The 15,103-nt window shown below is 44.8% G+C and carries 15 protein-coding genes; 14 read left to right on the forward strand and 1 reads right to left on the reverse strand.

The window, feature by feature from the left end; translation table 11 throughout:
* The first annotated feature begins 186 nt into the window (after positions 1-186).
* From ACYQ4O_RS12145 to lnt, 7 genes are all read left to right on the forward strand, one after another.
* A complete protein-coding gene (locus ACYQ4O_RS12145; RefSeq protein WP_460175783.1) occupies positions 187-780 on the forward strand; it encodes a TetR/AcrR family transcriptional regulator in 594 nt (197 codons plus the stop codon).
* A 163-nt stretch (positions 781-943) separates the two neighbouring features.
* Positions 944-1,750 (forward strand): symmetrical bis(5'-nucleosyl)-tetraphosphatase, encoded by an 807-nt coding sequence (locus ACYQ4O_RS12150; RefSeq protein ID WP_460175784.1) that lies wholly within the window; start codon positions 944-946, stop codon positions 1,748-1,750.
* Positions 1,751-1,804: 54 nt separating this feature from the next.
* Positions 1,805-3,133 carry a tRNA (N6-isopentenyl adenosine(37)-C2)-methylthiotransferase MiaB gene (gene miaB, locus ACYQ4O_RS12155; RefSeq protein ID WP_460175785.1) on the forward strand — a complete coding sequence of 443 codons (1,329 nt, stop codon included), beginning with the start codon at positions 1,805-1,807 and terminating at the stop codon, positions 3,131-3,133.
* Positions 3,126-4,133 (forward strand): PhoH family protein, encoded by a 1,008-nt coding sequence (locus ACYQ4O_RS12160; RefSeq protein WP_066594082.1) that lies wholly within the window; start codon positions 3,126-3,128, stop codon positions 4,131-4,133. The genes miaB and ACYQ4O_RS12160 overlap by 8 nt, the downstream gene beginning before the upstream one ends.
* Complete coding sequence (gene ybeY, locus ACYQ4O_RS12165) at positions 4,114-4,581, forward strand: rRNA maturation RNase YbeY (RefSeq protein ID WP_460175786.1); 468 nt, start codon at positions 4,114-4,116, stop codon at positions 4,579-4,581. The genes ACYQ4O_RS12160 and ybeY overlap by 20 nt, the downstream gene beginning before the upstream one ends.
* A 67-nt stretch (positions 4,582-4,648) precedes the next feature.
* Positions 4,649-5,542 (forward strand): HlyC/CorC family transporter, encoded by an 894-nt coding sequence (locus ACYQ4O_RS12170; protein ID WP_460175787.1) that lies wholly within the window; start codon positions 4,649-4,651, stop codon positions 5,540-5,542.
* The gene (lnt, locus tag ACYQ4O_RS12175) at positions 5,526-7,079 is read left to right on the forward strand and encodes an apolipoprotein N-acyltransferase (protein ID WP_460175788.1); all 1,554 of its coding nucleotides are present in this window, start codon (positions 5,526-5,528) and stop codon (positions 7,077-7,079) included. The genes ACYQ4O_RS12170 and lnt overlap by 17 nt, the downstream gene beginning before the upstream one ends.
* Here the strand turns inward: lnt and ACYQ4O_RS12180 are convergent.
* Positions 7,057-7,665, reverse strand: a complete 609-nt coding sequence (locus tag ACYQ4O_RS12180; protein ID WP_460175789.1) for a TlpA family protein disulfide reductase — start codon at positions 7,663-7,665, stop codon at positions 7,057-7,059. The two genes, lnt and ACYQ4O_RS12180, sit on opposite strands and share 23 nt — an antisense overlap.
* A 306-nt stretch (positions 7,666-7,971) precedes the next feature.
* Here ACYQ4O_RS12180 and ACYQ4O_RS12185 point away from each other — a divergent pair, with 306 nt between their 5' ends.
* The 7 genes from ACYQ4O_RS12185 (at position 7,972) to ACYQ4O_RS12215 (ending at position 14,847) form a co-directional block, all read left to right on the forward strand.
* On the forward strand, positions 7,972-8,235 hold the full coding sequence (locus ACYQ4O_RS12185) for a type II toxin-antitoxin system RelB/DinJ family antitoxin (protein WP_460175790.1): 264 nt from the start codon (positions 7,972-7,974) through the stop codon (positions 8,233-8,235).
* A 49-nt stretch (positions 8,236-8,284) separates the two neighbouring features.
* Positions 8,285-8,503, forward strand: coding sequence for a type II toxin-antitoxin system YafQ family toxin (locus ACYQ4O_RS12190; protein WP_460175791.1), 219 nt, complete (start codon positions 8,285-8,287; stop codon positions 8,501-8,503).
* Between the two features lie 200 nt (positions 8,504-8,703).
* Complete coding sequence (locus ACYQ4O_RS12195) at positions 8,704-9,945, forward strand: amidase family protein (RefSeq protein WP_460175792.1); 1,242 nt, start codon at positions 8,704-8,706, stop codon at positions 9,943-9,945.
* 128 nt (positions 9,946-10,073) lie between these two features.
* The gene (gene glyQ, locus ACYQ4O_RS12200) at positions 10,074-10,976 is read left to right on the forward strand and encodes a glycine--tRNA ligase subunit alpha (RefSeq protein WP_066594076.1); all 903 of its coding nucleotides are present in this window, start codon (positions 10,074-10,076) and stop codon (positions 10,974-10,976) included.
* 13 nt (positions 10,977-10,989) lie between these two features.
* Complete coding sequence (glyS, locus tag ACYQ4O_RS12205) at positions 10,990-13,080, forward strand: glycine--tRNA ligase subunit beta (RefSeq protein ID WP_460175793.1); 2,091 nt, start codon at positions 10,990-10,992, stop codon at positions 13,078-13,080.
* Between the two features lie 19 nt (positions 13,081-13,099).
* Complete coding sequence (locus ACYQ4O_RS12210) at positions 13,100-13,831, forward strand: lysophospholipid acyltransferase family protein (RefSeq protein WP_308513639.1); 732 nt, start codon at positions 13,100-13,102, stop codon at positions 13,829-13,831.
* Positions 13,832-13,842: 11 nt separating this feature from the next.
* The gene (locus ACYQ4O_RS12215; protein ID WP_460175794.1) at positions 13,843-14,847 is read left to right on the forward strand and encodes a M48 family metallopeptidase; all 1,005 of its coding nucleotides are present in this window, start codon (positions 13,843-13,845) and stop codon (positions 14,845-14,847) included.
* Positions 14,848-15,103: the final 256 nt, after the last annotated feature.

The following is a 15,103-nucleotide window of genomic DNA, read 5'->3' on the forward strand; positions in this document are numbered from 1 at the left end:
CTGTGAAATGAACGGTGCAGTAAGGCCGTTGTCAGCAGGAACCCAACGAGACCTTCTACAACAATAGGCTACGGCTGTTGTAGTGGTGGTAGGGAATCCTCTTCGTTCACGAAGAGGAGGATGTCAACCCATGAGATAAAGTATCTTCCTGTGGGAGACCGTGAACAACTTTGAAGGAAATTCAAAATGGCAAGTGATAAGGCTCTGAGGACCAGACAATCTATTATCGAAGCGGCAAATGCTCTTGTAGCTTCCGAAGGAATTAGTGCACTGACCATGGATAACGTGGCCAGGAAGGCCGGGCTCAGCAAAGGCGCATGCACTTACCACTTCAAAAGTAAAAGAGAACTTCAGACGGCTCTTTTAGAGAATTACGTCCATCACCTTGATGAGCAGCTCAATAAACATGAAGAACTGTTTGAAGGTGAGCCTTCTGATACTTTGCTTTCCGGTTATATCCAATGGTTCAGAAGCTTCGATTTAGACAATCACGGTTGGGCAGCCGTCGGTACTTCTCTGTTGTCTGAATATTGTAAAGATGAAGAGCTGATGAGGCCCGTCAAAGAGTGGTACCAAAAACTTTTTGAGAGAATTGAGCAAGCGCCTAAGGAAAAACAAACTGCGCTTCTTATTGGAATTATGGCATTGGAAGGATTTTTTTACGCCCACAAATTCGGAGTCGATCTTGTTTCTCCCAAAATGAAAAGAGAGGTATGGAATTTTATGGTGACTTCCTTGATGCCTTCTAAAGTAAAAACCAAGAAGAGTGCGGCAAAATAACGTAAAACTGTAGGTATTTGAAACGGCTAGTTCTTTGAAACAAAACAGAAATAATTTTTTGATAGCATAGTTAGCTTGAAAAAAGCTATTTTAGGAGCCGAAAAGGTCGGAATTCTGCACCTTACGGCTCCGAATTATTTTGAGGAATAATCGTAAGACATTTATGAGTACCTACGCTATCGGCGATGTGCATGGCTGCGCACAAAGTCTGAAGGAGCTTCTTGCCAAACTTCCCTCGGACAGCAATATTGTTTTTATAGGTGACGTAGTCAACCGCGGTCCCCAGTCGTTAGAAACCGTGAGAATCATTCAGGGACTGGGAGAACATGCGGTCAGCATTCTAGGCAATCACGAGCTGCATATGCTGGCCGTTTATGCCGGTAAAAGAGAGCTTCACCGAAAAGATACCATTAAGGAAATTTTCGATGCTCCGGATGCAAAAGAATTAATGGACTGGATCAGGACTTGGCCGATGGCTCTGGATGTAGAAAATGTGCTTTGTGTCCATGCTGCCTGTCATTGGAAATGGAACAAGAAGAAGACACTAAAATTGGCTCATGAAGTGGAAGATTATCTGCGTTCGGATAATTGGCAGGAAAATATGGGAGAGCTCTTCGGCAAGACTCAATGGAGTAAAGAGCTTGAAGGATTCAAAAGATTACGGGCGATTATTAATGTTCTTACCCGTACTCGTTTCCTTACCGCAAACGGCGAGATGGATTATGACGCTAAGCTTTCTCCGGCAGAAACGTCATCGGAACTGATCCCTTGGTTCAAGTATCTCGATAGAAAAACAGCGGCGGACAAAGTGACCTTCGGCCATTGGTCAACTTTAGGCTTGATAGAATGGCCCAACATTTATCCCTTAGATACTGGTTGTCTTTGGGGCGGTGCTTTAACGGCAAGAAATTTAGAAAATCCTGAGGAGATTTTCCAAGTTAAAGCCCCTTTATATGTAGCACCTTTTTAGCAGAATCGACGTCCTGCTTTTTTGACGTCTCTTATTAGCCACCGGATATAAACCGTGAACGCGAAGAAAATTTTTATTAAGACTTTCGGTTGCCAGATGAATGAATATGATTCCGGCAAAATCTCTGACATTGCTGTCTCCAACGCCGGCTATCAGCCAACCGATAACATCGAAGAGGCCGATTTAATCGTATTCAACACTTGCTCCATCCGAGAAAAAGCTCAGGAGAAGGTTTTCTCCGATTTAGGCCGAGCAAGAGAACTGAAAAAAGAAAAACCCGAGCTGAAAATTGCTGTCGGGGGTTGTGTTGCCAGTCAAGAGGGCAAAAATATTATTCGCAGAGCCCCGTACGTTGATATCGTATTCGGGCCGCAGACCTATCACAGACTTCCGGAGTTGCTCAAAAAACGCCAGGAAACTAACCGTCCTCAGGTAGATATCAGCTTCCCAGAGATTGAGAAGTTTGACCATCTGCCTAAACCGCACGCCGATGCGGCAACGGCATTCGTTTCCATTATGGAAGGCTGCAGCAAATACTGTTCTTACTGTGTTGTGCCCTACACACGCGGAGAAGAATTCTCCCGTCCGCTGCAAGATGTTCTGCTTGAAATTATTCAGCTTGCTGAACAAGGCGTTAAAGAAGTAACTCTTCTCGGTCAGAATGTTAATGCCTACCGCGGAGAAGATCCTGACGGTGAAATTGTGGATTTTGCTCTTCTTCTCGAATATGTCGCTGAAATTGAAGGGATCGAACGTATCCGTTATACAACTTCTCACCCGAAAGAATTCTCTAAGAGACTGATCGAAGCCTATGGAAAGATTCCTAAACTTGCCAATCACGTTCACTTGCCGGTTCAGGCAGGAAGCGACAGAGTTCTGGCAGGTATGAAGCGCGGCTATACCGTTCTCGAGTACAAATCTATCGTCAGAAAACTCCGCCAGATTCGTCCGGATATCTGTATTGCTACAGACTTCATCGTAGGTTTCCCGAACGAAACTGCGGAAGATTTCGAAAAAACAATGAAACTGATTGAGGACGTGAAGTTCGATGCCAGTTTCTCCTTCGTCTATTCTCCGCGCCCGGGTACTCCGGCTGCAGAGATGCCCGATGACACTCCGCAGGAAGTGAAACTTGAGAGGTTGCAGAGCCTTCAGGCATTGAATACCAAACACGCTCAAGAAATTTCCCAATCTATGGTGGGCAGCATTCAGAGAGTGCTGGTGGTTGGTAAGGCCAAGCGAGGAGAAAATATGCTTAGTGCGCGAACCGATAACAATAGAATCGTTACCTTTAATGGGGACGAGAGCTTAATCGGTAAAATGATAAGTCTCAAAATAACTGATGTATATCCGCATACATTAGGTGGGAAGATTCATGAATAAAAGCAAAGCAGAAACCAAATCAAAAGAAGATTTGAAAAAGCTTTCTGTTTCTTTAGACATTAACAATAGCGATCTGGCTAGTTTGGTCGGTCCGATGGACACTAATATTGCCCAGATTGAAACTTTCCTTAATGTCGATATTTCTCGGCGCGGTTCGGTCTTTACCGTGGCGGGTCCGTTGGAAGCTGCAAGAAAAGGGGTGCAGGCTATTTCCGATTTAGCAAAAGCGGCTCAGAATAAAGCCGGAGACTTAGGTACCGAAGATATTCAGCTTTACTTTGTCGGATCCAAGACAAGTCTCGAAGAGGAGATTACGGAAGAACCGACTCCTGAGCTGCGCACAAGACGCAAGGGTTTGACGGGGCGCACGCCGATGCAAAGGGCCTACATCAGAAATATCATGAGTCATGATATTTCTTTCGGTATCGGGCCGGCAGGAACCGGCAAGACCTATCTCGCTGTCGCGGCTGCCGTCGATGCGTTTGAAAAGGGAGAAGTTGAAAGAATCGTGCTGACTCGTCCGGCCGTCGAAGCCGGTGAAAAACTCGGTTTCCTTCCGGGCGATCTCTCTCAAAAGGTCGACCCTTATCTTCGTCCTTTGTACGACGCTCTCTTTGATTTATTGGGAACTGAAAAGACTCAGCGCTTGCTTGAACGACAAAATATTGAAATTGCTCCTTTGGCCTACATGAGAGGGAGAACTCTCAATTCCTCATTTGTAATTCTGGATGAAGCTCAAAACACAACTCCGGAACAGATGAAGATGTTTCTGACGAGAATCGGCTTCGGATCCCGGGCGGTAATTACCGGCGACTCCTCTCAGATTGACTTGCCGAGAGGCCAGAGAAGCGGATTGATGGATGCGGCAAATATCTTGAGAGATGTCCGCGGCATTTCCATCACCTACTTTACGGCGGCTGACGTAGTACGTCATCCTTTGGTTGCAAGGATTGTAGAGGCATATGACAGAGCACAAAAAAATGGTGAAAAAAGAGACTAAATCTCCCGTTTTTAATTTTTCTTTTCAACAGCTTTCAAAATTTGAAGATTTGCCGTCTCGCTCGAAAATGGTGAGATGGCTGAAGAAAGCTTTGGCTTCGGATTCCATGGTGACGGTTCGATTCGTTGATGAAGAAGAGGGCAGAGAACTCAATAACAGCTACCGTAAAAAAGATTACGCAACCAACATTCTGACTTTTGATTATGTTAGAGAACCTGTCGTGGAAGCTGACCTGGTTGTTTGTGTTCCTGTCCTTAGAAAAGAAGCCTTGGACCAGAACAAATCATTGGAGGAGCATTTAGCACATTTGCTCGTTCACGGAGCTCTTCATGCCTTGGGCTACGATCATATGAATGACGAAGAGGCGGAAGTGATGGAGCGCAAAGAAACCGAAATCGTGATGGATTTGGGTTTCAAACCTCCATATCCCGATAGGAACTACGTATAGTTTTTGCTGTGAAAAAACAATAGGATTTCCTATATCATCGAGCTATTGTGTTCAAAAGTTAAAAAATATGTCAGACAACCCGGCACCTGTTCAAAAACCCCGTTCTTTTTTTGAGAAGCTTTCTGAAAAACTATTTCACGAACATCCTGAGACCAAAGAAGAATTTATTGAAAAACTCCAAGACGCTCACGGAAAGAAAATCTTAACCGATGACGCTTTCCATATGATCGAAGGGGTGCTGGAGGTAGCCGATCTGAGAGCTGACGATCTCATGGTCCCCCGTACCGAGATGCAGGTTATCGACATTTCCGATGACCCGATGAACTGGATTAAGCAGGTCATCGCAGCCGGTCACTCTCGTTTTCCTGTCGTTGACGGAGATAGAGACAACGTGGTCGGGATTCTGCTTGCGAAAGATCTTCTGAAACTTTTCGTAGATCCCAATTACAAGGTTTCCGAGCATCTTCGGACTCCGGTTTTTATTCCTGAGAGCAAGCCGGTTGACATCCTTCTTAAAGAATTTCGGCTGAAAAGAAACCATTTAGCTTTGGTCGTGGACGAGTTCGGATCAGTTTCCGGTCTCATAACGATTGAAGACGTACTCGAAGAAATTGTCGGAGAAATTGACGACGAGTTTGATGTTGATCAAACTGCCAACGACATTATTCAAATTTCTCCGGGGAAGTGGCGCGTCAAAGCTTCTACTCATATTGAAGAGTTCAACAGACATTTCGAGACACACTTCTCTGATGATCACTATGAAACTGTCGGAGGCTTAATTTCTGATGAGCTTGAACACGTTCCGCATGTAGGAGAAGTAGTGATTATCGGAGGATATCGTTTCAAAGTTACGAAAGCGGTGGCCCGAAAAGTTCAGATGCTTTTAGTCGAAAAGGTTGAGGAGCCGAAACCGGAGTCAGTTCCGGAAAAAACCGACGAACAAAATGACTCGAAAGATTAATTTCTTTGAAATCTGCGGATTTGCACTCGTCTTAGGGGGAGCTCAAGGTTTTTCCATTGCACCGCACTGGGCTTTAATTCAACTTTTGAGCTTGGCCGGAATCTTTTTTCTTTTTTTGTATTCCTCCTCAGTTGCTCGGAGCACCTTTCTGGGATTTTTATTTGGATTAGGCTGGTTTAGTTCTTCCGTTTACTGGATCTATTTTTCTATTCATGACTATGGTTACCAGCCTGCATGGGTTGCTGGAATCGCGGTTGTGGCTTTTGCTTCTTTGCTGGCAATTTTTCCTGCCGTTGCCGGGTTGCTTTCAGGTCTTGGCTTAAGGGATCGCAGCAGAAAAAACTGGGTTTTCTTCCTGTTGATTACGCCCGCAGCTTGGGCTTTAACAGAGTGGCTTCGCACATGGGTTCTTTCCGGTTTTCCTTGGGCAGCCGGTGCCTACGCTCACATCGAAGGACCTCTGAGCGTTTTTGCTCCCGTCATTGGCGCAACCGGCATTAATTATCTTGCAGCACTGACAGCAGGGCTTATCTGTCTTTTCGTTCTTTCTATGAAAAGGCGGGATATCTGGACGGCTAATTTGGTTGCTGTCGCTTTCCTTGCTCTTCTCGGCTCGGCTTTTGTTTTGAAAGAAAAGACTTGGAGCGAGCCGGGAGAAACTGTCAATTTCCGTTTGATTCAAGGCGGGATTGCGCAGAACGAAAAATTTTCTCCGATGGGGACGGAACAGTCTTTTGCAAGATATACGGAAGAGATGAGTGCTCCTGGTCTTAAAAAGGATGCAGTGATTGTTCTGCCTGAGACTATTTTCCCGATTCCTTTTGACAAGCTGCCGACAAAAATGCTTAAAGAGCTGACAAAAGTAACGGAAGAAAAAGGCAATCCTTTGATATTGGGCGCATTTATCCGATCCCCGGAAGGCGGTTATGCCAACACTGCAATTTTGATTGAAAAAGGCAGTAAGTTCGGCTTCTATTTTAAAAAACACTTAGTTCCGTTCGGAGAGTACGTGCCTTTCGGTTTTCGTTGGTTCATCGATATGCTGGGTATTCCAATGGCCAACCTTAAGGAAGGAAATGTTTCTCAAGAACCTTTTACCGTTGTAGAGCAGGTCAGAGTGGCGCCAACCCTGTGTTATGAAGATTTATTCAGCGAAACTATCAGACAATGGTGGAACAAAGGCGAGGCCCCGGGTATCTTGATTAATCTATCTAACCTCGGTTGGTTCGGTGATTCGGCAGCTTTGCCTCAGCATTTGAGTATTTCTCGAATGAGAGCAAAAGAGTTTGCCCGTCCGATTGTGCGTGCTACTAATACGGGAGCTACGGCAGCTATTAATGAAAAGGGGCAGATCATTGCTCGGCTACCGTTCATGGTTCCCGGAAAGCTTGACGTGGCCGTCACAGTGGCAATCGGGAAGCCAACGCCTTATGCGAGCTTAGGCGATCTGCCCTCGGTTCTGGTTATGCTTTTGTCATTGGCAGCAGGAATCGGACTGTCTTGGCGCCGCAAGCCTAAAGCTTCTTCTCAGCACTAGAAGAAGGTTTGGCGTACTTTTTCTCTAGTTCTTTGAGAAACTTTGCAACTTCGGGGGCATCCCACTGGGCATAACCGGCAACCATTGCGATGATTTCTCCGTTTCCATTGAGGATCAGATTTGTGGGAATACCGCTGATAGGCAGAGCGGAAGGGACCGACACTGTGGGGTCCAGCCAAGTTTGAAATCCTTCATACTTCTTCTTCTCAAGGAATTTCAGAACTTGATTGGTCGTCTGTTCAAGGTTAACGCCCATGATCATTACATTGGATCCTTCAAGTTTCTTTTGCATCTTGGCTAATGCCGGGATTTCTTGAATGCACGGCATACACCATGATGCCCAAAGATTCAGGATCAGAACTTTGCCTTGATATTTATTTAAGTCGACCTCTTCTCCGTCTTTAGTAAAAAGTCTTACCTTCGGCATTGCAACCGGGTTATGTAAGGGAACGAATCCGCGCAATGCTGCAGGAACCTGAATGTCCACGGTAACGGTTTCTTTGGCCGAAGAATCTGCCCAGGAGGCTGTAGGAAGTGCGGTTGCTAATCCTAAGCTGAGGAGGCAAGTTAAAATTTTTGTTTTCACAAAATCTCTCTTTTTCTGCAAACTAAGTTACTCATATTATGGGGAGAGATTGGGCTTGATGAACCAAAAAAATTTGAAAATAAATTAAAAAGTCGTTAGCTAAGAGTAAAAAATTAAGGCTTTGCAGATTTCAATTTATACCGCTGTTTTTTTTTGAATACAAGCAAGAGAAAATACTAGGCACGCAATCAATGAAGAAAATTATCCTAAGTTATTGCTATAACCTTATTCCAGATTTCTTATATCTTGTTCATGTATTTTCAATACATAATTACAATGTCATGACAAATTAAGTACATAGGAACTATGAATAGAGTTACAGACACCCAGATTCAGATTCGTTTGACGCAAGACTTGAAAGAACAAGCTTCCGTCCTTTTTGAAAAGATGGGCATGAGTCTTTCCGAGGCTGTCAGAACATTTTTGACCCAAGCAGTTGCAGAACAAGGAATGCCGTTCAGGGCACATATTCCTAACAAAGAGACCGTAGCTGCTATTAAGGAAGTAGAAACCGGACGCGGAAGCAAGTACAAAAATCCAGAGGATTTTTTTAGAGAGATGGATATTTAACTCATAAAGGAGTTTGTCGCATCCTCTAGGTTGAAAAAGGACATCAAACTTGCGAAAAAAGCACAAGAATTTGACACTTTTCAAGGATATGGTTCGATTGTTGATGTCTGAGCAGCCGCTTCCTGCCTCTGGTAGGGATCATCTCCTTATTGGAAATTGGATCGGATGTCGAGAGTTGCATCTTGAACCAGACTTTCTTTTTATTTACGAAAATCGTCCAGAGCAGATCTATGGAGTACGTCTTGGATCTCACTCGGATCTGTTCTAAAAAAAGGTGCTCGGACTCGGTGAGGATGTTTTTGTGAACAGACCCACGGTGCTTAGAACTCCTTATGGAGTGAGAAGTTCGTTAGAATCCGGAGTCCGATCCGCCGAGGCCTGCGGAGTTTCGAGGCCTTTCGTTAAAATAAGCATGTACAAGAAGAAAGGAAGATAATGGGAGAGATTTGATACGAGAAACTCAAACCTATGGAAAACTTATCTTATCCGTTAAACAGAGACCTTTCAGCCGCTCAGATGGTAAAAAGGATTCAGGCCTTTAATGGCGTTTTGCATGCCGTTCGTTTTTACAAAAATCCTAAAGTAGATTGCGGTGTCCATCTTCTTGTTAAAGACAACATTGGCGTTCGAGATTGGCCGGCTTCTGCCGGATCTCTTGCTTTAAAGAACCTCAGACTGCCGGATGCTTTCTGTATTGAACAGTTGAGAAAGAATTCACGCATTGATATTTTTGGGAAAACTCATCTGACCGAGCTGGCAGGCTTCGTTACCTCATCGGTTTTGAAAAGAGGGTATTCGGAACTGGGCGGATTCGGAAGAAATCCCTACGGCGGTCGTTTTCCTTGCGGAGGTTCCAGCGTTGGTTCAGCCGTGGCAGTCAGCGCAGGTTTTTGTGACGCTGCGCTCGGGACAGAGACGCGGGGCAGCATCATGATTCCGGCAATGTATAACGGGGTGTATGGTTTCAAACCTACACGAGGTTCAATCTCTCGAACGGGAATCATACCTTTGTCCTCTTCCTTCGATGCTCCCGGTGTTTTGGCACGAAATCCGGAACTACTTAAAGAAGTTTTCTTGTCGATGACAGGCTACGATTCCTCCGATCCACAATCTTTTGACTTCTCTTTCTGTTCCAAACCGTTCATCCGTTCGAGTCCAAGGCTTCTCTTTCTAAGGAATGCCTCACAAGTGTCTCCAGCCTTGAAATTCTTGTTTAGCCGGCTGGCCGATCTTGGAATCTCTGTAGTTGAACTTGAGACGCCTCAAATTGTTTTTGACTATAAAGAGATCAGCTCAAGCGATATTAAACGGGATATGACTAAGTTTCTGGAACGTTATGGAAGTGCTTCTGAACCTAAGAGTTTCCGTGAGTTAGTCGAGAAGTATCGTAGCCGACCCGAATCTCATCGGTACGGGATGGAACGTCTGGAAGACGCCTGGGCAATGCCTGAATCGAAAGAGAAGGAATTGGCAAATCGCAACATAAAGAAGGCAAACGACTTTATTGAGAGTTTGTTATTTAATTATGATGCCGACTATATTCTTTCCTCCGAATATTTAGATTGGTGGGCAATCGGGGGCGGTCCGACTATCGCCTTTCCTGTGGACTTAGGGAAGACACCGCCGGGAAGCCTGATGGTTGGTACAAGACGAAACGGCGATCTGGCATTGTTAAGTCTCGTTAAAGCGATGAGTTCGGTACGGAAATAACTGAGCGGAAGTATGCGTGCGGAAAAGGAGGAGGATTTTCTTGCCCTCCGATGCTAATCATCCTTTTATTTCATTAAAATAGTCAGATTGTCATGAATTCATTCAGAGTTCACCTTACCTAAAAGATTATGATTACCTTTCAAGAAGTCATCCTGCGCTTGCAGGAATATTGGAACAAGCAGGGCTGCGCCTTGCTTCAGCCTATTGATATGGAGGTCGGAGCCGGAACCTCTCATACCGCAACATTTTTAAGAGCGTTAGGTCCGGAACCGTGGAGAGCCGCCTACGTCCAGCCATCCCGCAGACCAAAAGATGCACGTTACGGCGAAAATCCAAATCGTCTTCATCAGCATCATCAGTTCCAGGTGGTTTTAAAGCCTTCTCCAACAGACATCGTTGACAGATACTTGGGCTCTCTCAGAGCACTCGGTATTGACACGGAAGTCAACGATATCCGTTTCGTAGAAGATAACTGGGAAAATCCTACTCTTGGTGCTTGGGGTTTAGGCTGGGAAGTCTGGATGAACGGCATGGAAGTTACTCAGTTCACCTATTTCCAACAGGTCGGAGGTATTCCTTGCAAACCGATTACAGGTGAAATTACATACGGTTTGGAAAGACTCAGTATGTATCTCCAAAACTGCGACAACGTATTTGATTTGGTTTATACCCGTTGGTCCGACGGAGAAAAAGAACATGTCTTGACCTATGGTGATGTATTCCACCAGAACGAAGTTGAGCAAAGTCATTACAACTTTGAAGCCAGCGATCCGGAAAAACTCTTAAAGCAGTTCGATTATTTCGAAAGCGAAGCCAAGCGCCTGATGGACTTGAATTTAGCTTTGCCGGCTTATGAAATGGTTTTAAAGGCCGGACACACTTTTAATCTTTTAGACGCCAGAGGCGCTATCAGCGTTACTGAACGTGCTGCCTATATCGGCAGAATCCGTCAGATCTCCCGCTCTGTGGCTCAAAGTTATTACGATTCCCGCGAACGCTTGGGCTTCCCAATGTGTTCCAAAGAAGGCTAAGAGGTAAAGAAAAATGAACTCCTTATTAGTAGAAATCCAAACAGAGGAGCTCCCTCCGAAGGCTCTGAAAAAATTGTCAGATGCTTTTGCTCAGGAAGTCTTTACTCAATTAAAGAAGGCAGACTTTTTGCTGCCGGACTCCAAGATGAAAGCCTTTGGCGCTCCGCGTCGAATTGCCGTTTACATTACTGACGTTTTGGCTGATTCTCCTGATAAACCTTTCAGCCAGAGATTGGTTCCAAGCAAGATTGGTATCGGTGCTGACGGCAAGCCTACCGCGGCTTTGACCAAGAAATTAGCTGCTCTCGGTGTACAAGCTGACGTCTCTGAACTTAAGGTTGTCAATGACGGCAAACAAGACCAGCTTTACTATGAAGGCGTTAAGAAAGGAGAGAGCTTGGAGAAAGGCCTCCAAAATGCTCTCGACTATGCAGTAACTCATCTTCCGATTCCAAAGGTGATGAGCTATCAGCTTGCTAATGGAGAAACCGTTGAATTTGTTCGTCCGGTAAAACATTTGCTTGCTCTTTATGGCGATAAAGTATTGAACGTCTCTTTGTTCGGTTTGAAAGCAGGAAACCAGACGGCAGGCCATCGCTTCCACACCAAAGATTTGTTGACAATAAACTCCGCGGACACCTATGAAAGCCAGCTTGAAGAACAGGGCAAGGTGATTCCTTCCTTTGAGAAGCGTCAAGACAAAATGGTTGCTGCTTTAAAGAGCGAAGCGGCAAATCTGAATGCACAAATCATCATGCCGGAAGACTTGGTCAATGAAGTTGCTTCCTTAACTGAATGGCCGGTCGTTTATGTCTCTTCATTTGATGAAGATTTCTTGAAAGTTCCGGAAGAATGTTTGATTCTGACAATGCAGCAAAACCAGAAATATTTTGCCCTGCGTGATCAGAACGGCAAGCTTATCAATAAATTCTTAGTAGTTTCTCAGATCAATGCCAAAGACGGCGGCGCTGCTATCCAGTCCGGTAACGCAAGAGTTGTCAGAGCCAGACTTGCCGATGCCAAGTTCTTCTTTGAACAGGATCAGCTCGAACGTTTGGATTCCAGGGTTCCGGGCTTGGAACATGTTGTTTATCACAACAAACTCGGTAACCAGCTCCAGCGCAGCGAAAGAATTCAAAACATCGCTGAAAAAGTTGCTGAGAAGCTCGGCGCAAATCCCGAACTTGCGAAACGCGGCGCCAAATTGGCTAAGGCCGATTTGCGTACTTTGATGGTCGGTGAGTTCCCAGAGCTCCAGGGTATCATGGGCGAATACTATGCTCTCCATGACAAAGAAGATCCGATCGTAGCCGTTTCTATTAAGGAACACTACTATCCGAGATATGCCGGCGGTGAATTGCCGAGCACTCCCGAAAGCCTTTCCGTGGCATTGGCAGACAAGCTTGACACATTAGCCGGTCTGTTCGGTATCGGTCAGATCCCAACCGGAGATAAAGATCCGTTTGCATTGAGGCGCCATGCTTTAGGTGTTTTGAGGATGTTGATTGAAAAAGATCTTCCGCTAAGCTTGGATGATTTGATTGCTATTGCCGTGGCTGAAGAGCAGAAGATTGACGGCGTTAAAGATGCTTCCCGCGAGCTCAAAGACTTCTTCTATGACCGACTCAGAGTCATGCTTAAAGAAGAAGGTGCCCAAGCTCTTGAAGTGGAGGCGGTGCTTTCCGTAGAACCGAAGTATCTTCGTGAAATCTCTGCTCGCCTTAAAGCGTTGCAAGCCTTTAGAAAACTCGAAGAGGCAGCCAGCTTAAGTGCAGCAAACAAGAGAATTGAGAATATCTTGAAGAAGAGCAAAGACAGCATTCCTGAGAGTGTTGACGAAAACCTTCTTGAAGCGCAAGAAGAAAAAGACCTTTATAAGGCATTGGTTGAAGTCAATAAAGATCTTGAAGGTAAGTTTGAAAAAGGCGAATATGAGACTATTCTCCTTGCTCTAGCTCCTCTCAAGGCTCCGGTTGATGCCTTCTTCGACAAGGTAATGGTCAATGTGGATGATGAAGCTGTAAGACGCAATCGTCTCGCTTTGCTCAAAGAGCTGCATCGTTCAATGAACCAAGTCGCTAAGCTCTCCTGCTTGGCGTCCTAATTTCTTTTAGAGGTTGATCATGAAGCTGACTGCTTTGGTTCGTTCTATTTTGTTTTGGTTCGTCTTTGCAGTCAGCATCTTGATTGCAGGATTCATTCTTCTTACCGCCTCCCTTTTTTCTTCCAGTAAGGAGAGGTGTTACGACATTGTTAGGGGATGGTGCAAATGGATTATTCAAGCCATGGGCGGCATCTGCAATGTTAAGTTCAGTTTTGAGAATATGGATTCCATTAAAAACATGGGACCCGTCGTTCTCTTAAGCAAACACCAGTCCGGTTGGGAAACTCTGGCTCTCTTTGGTTTTGTGCCCCGCAGAGTCAGTTTCGTCTACAAAAGAGAACTTCATAAGCTTCCGGTCTTCGGCTGGGGTCTGGCCTCCTTAGGAATGCTTAGCATCGATCGCAGTCACGGGAAAGCTGCATTCGAGCATATTAAAGAAGAAGCCCCCAAGTATTTTGAAAAAGGCTGGGCTATAGTTCTTTTCCCCGAAGGGACTCGTACAAAACCGGGGCAGACTGTTAAATACAAATCCGGCGGTGCAAGAATCGCCATTGATACCGGGACTCCTGTCGTGCCTATTGCTTTGAATTCCGGCAGATGCTGGCCGAAGGGAAGCTTCATTATTTATCCGGGTCATATCCAAGTTATTTTCGGACCTGAAATTCGTCCTGAAGGAAAGACCGTTGCTCAACTTAATGATGAAGTTCAAAACTGGATCGAAACTCAAATGAAGGTCATTGATAAACCTTAATTCTGAAGTCTATGTTCGATATTAGAGATCTAATCAATAAAGATCTGCTCAATCCGAAAAAATTGCTTGAACTCTGGCTTCAACTTCGAGAAGAGAAGAATTCCTGGAACTTATTCGATCAATATAAAGGCGGGAAGAAAGCTCTTACTGAAGAGGAGGAGAACGCCCTCCGTGAGGATTTTTATAAAGTGATGAGCGGCCAACCTCTGACTCCGGGATCGGGAAGACCGAAAGCTGGCCCAAAAAGGAAAGTCCAGCCCAAAAAGAAAGCTCAGAATGGCTATAAGAGGACAATACTTTTAAATGGACAGTCTCTTGAATATATTCTGAAAAGGTCAACAAGAAAGACGATTGGCTTAGTTATCTCTGACGGTGTATTAACGGTTAGAGCTCCTCATTATGAGCCAATACTGTGTATTGAAAAGGTTATCGAGACCCACTTAGCTTGGATAGAAAAAAATCTCAACAAAGCGCCCAATAAGAAGCATGAAAGAATTCGTGAGCCGTGGCTTTCTGCTTGGGAGAATAAGTGCATCAAAGTTGTTGGCATCCAAGACCCTGTCAGAATTGAGATTTCTCCCAAGAAGGTAAGGAAGTCTTTTGACGAGTCGACGAACACCTTTTATTTCTTTTCAACGGAAGAGGTAGATCAGGCGATTTTCTATAAGGCTGCTTTAGAGTTTGTGAGGTATTGGGCACGTATTTACTTAACGGACTTGATTCATAAAATTGCTGAAAAGGATCCTTACTTCAAAGAAAGACTTAAAAAGGTCAAACTTTCTTCGGCCGAGACTAGATGGGGAAGCTGCTCATGCTTGGGCAATGTCAATCTCAACTGGAGATTGGTTTTGACCGAGGAAAACCTGTGTGAATATGTCATCATTCATGAGCTTTGCCATCTGTACTATTTGGACCATAGCCCAAATTTCTGGAACAAAGTTCTGGAAAAATGTCCGGACGCGATGGAGCGCAGAGCAAAACTAAAAACTTTCCACATCTGCGATCCTGTTAAATAGGTTCAGTCCCTATCACAACACGTTTTCAGTTCGATAGATGTCGAAGAAAGTGTAAGGAAAAGGCTGTTCTCCCGCTGAAATGTCGGATGGAACAGCCGAATGATCAATTTAGTTATTCCTGTGTCGCCGCCCGTCTTTTACACCTACAAATTAAAGAAGGGCCTGTAAGGCCCCGTCAGCTCTAGTTTCTTTGTTTCTTAATTTTCCAAACTTGTTGTAGTAGAAGAAAATAAATCTCTGACAGAAGTGTAGAGTC

This window comes from Turicimonas sp. TL08 (genome assembly GCF_054660695.1).

Excerpts from the sequence above, each read along its gene's own strand:
- ACYQ4O_RS12145 (WP_460175783.1), top strand. The coding sequence starts at position 187 with ATGGCAAGTGATAAGGCTCTGAGGACCAGACAATCTATTATCGAAGCG.
- ACYQ4O_RS12150 (WP_460175784.1), top strand. The coding sequence starts at position 944 with ATGAGTACCTACGCTATCGGCGATGTGCATGGCTGCGCACAAAGTCTG.
- ACYQ4O_RS12160 (WP_066594082.1), top strand. The coding sequence starts at position 3,126 with ATGAATAAAAGCAAAGCAGAAACCAAATCAAAAGAAGATTTGAAAAAG.
- ybeY (WP_460175786.1), top strand. The coding sequence starts at position 4,114 with ATGGTGAAAAAAGAGACTAAATCTCCCGTTTTTAATTTTTCTTTTCAA.
- ACYQ4O_RS12170 (WP_460175787.1), top strand. The coding sequence starts at position 4,649 with ATGTCAGACAACCCGGCACCTGTTCAAAAACCCCGTTCTTTTTTTGAG.
- lnt (WP_460175788.1), top strand. The coding sequence starts at position 5,526 with ATGACTCGAAAGATTAATTTCTTTGAAATCTGCGGATTTGCACTCGTC.
- ACYQ4O_RS12185 (WP_460175790.1), top strand. The coding sequence starts at position 7,972 with ATGAATAGAGTTACAGACACCCAGATTCAGATTCGTTTGACGCAAGAC.
- ACYQ4O_RS12195 (WP_460175792.1), top strand. The coding sequence starts at position 8,704 with ATGGAAAACTTATCTTATCCGTTAAACAGAGACCTTTCAGCCGCTCAG.
- glyQ (WP_066594076.1), top strand. The coding sequence starts at position 10,074 with ATGATTACCTTTCAAGAAGTCATCCTGCGCTTGCAGGAATATTGGAAC.
- glyS (WP_460175793.1), top strand. The coding sequence starts at position 10,990 with ATGAACTCCTTATTAGTAGAAATCCAAACAGAGGAGCTCCCTCCGAAG.
- ACYQ4O_RS12210 (WP_308513639.1), top strand. The coding sequence starts at position 13,100 with ATGAAGCTGACTGCTTTGGTTCGTTCTATTTTGTTTTGGTTCGTCTTT.
- ACYQ4O_RS12215 (WP_460175794.1), top strand. The coding sequence starts at position 13,843 with ATGTTCGATATTAGAGATCTAATCAATAAAGATCTGCTCAATCCGAAA.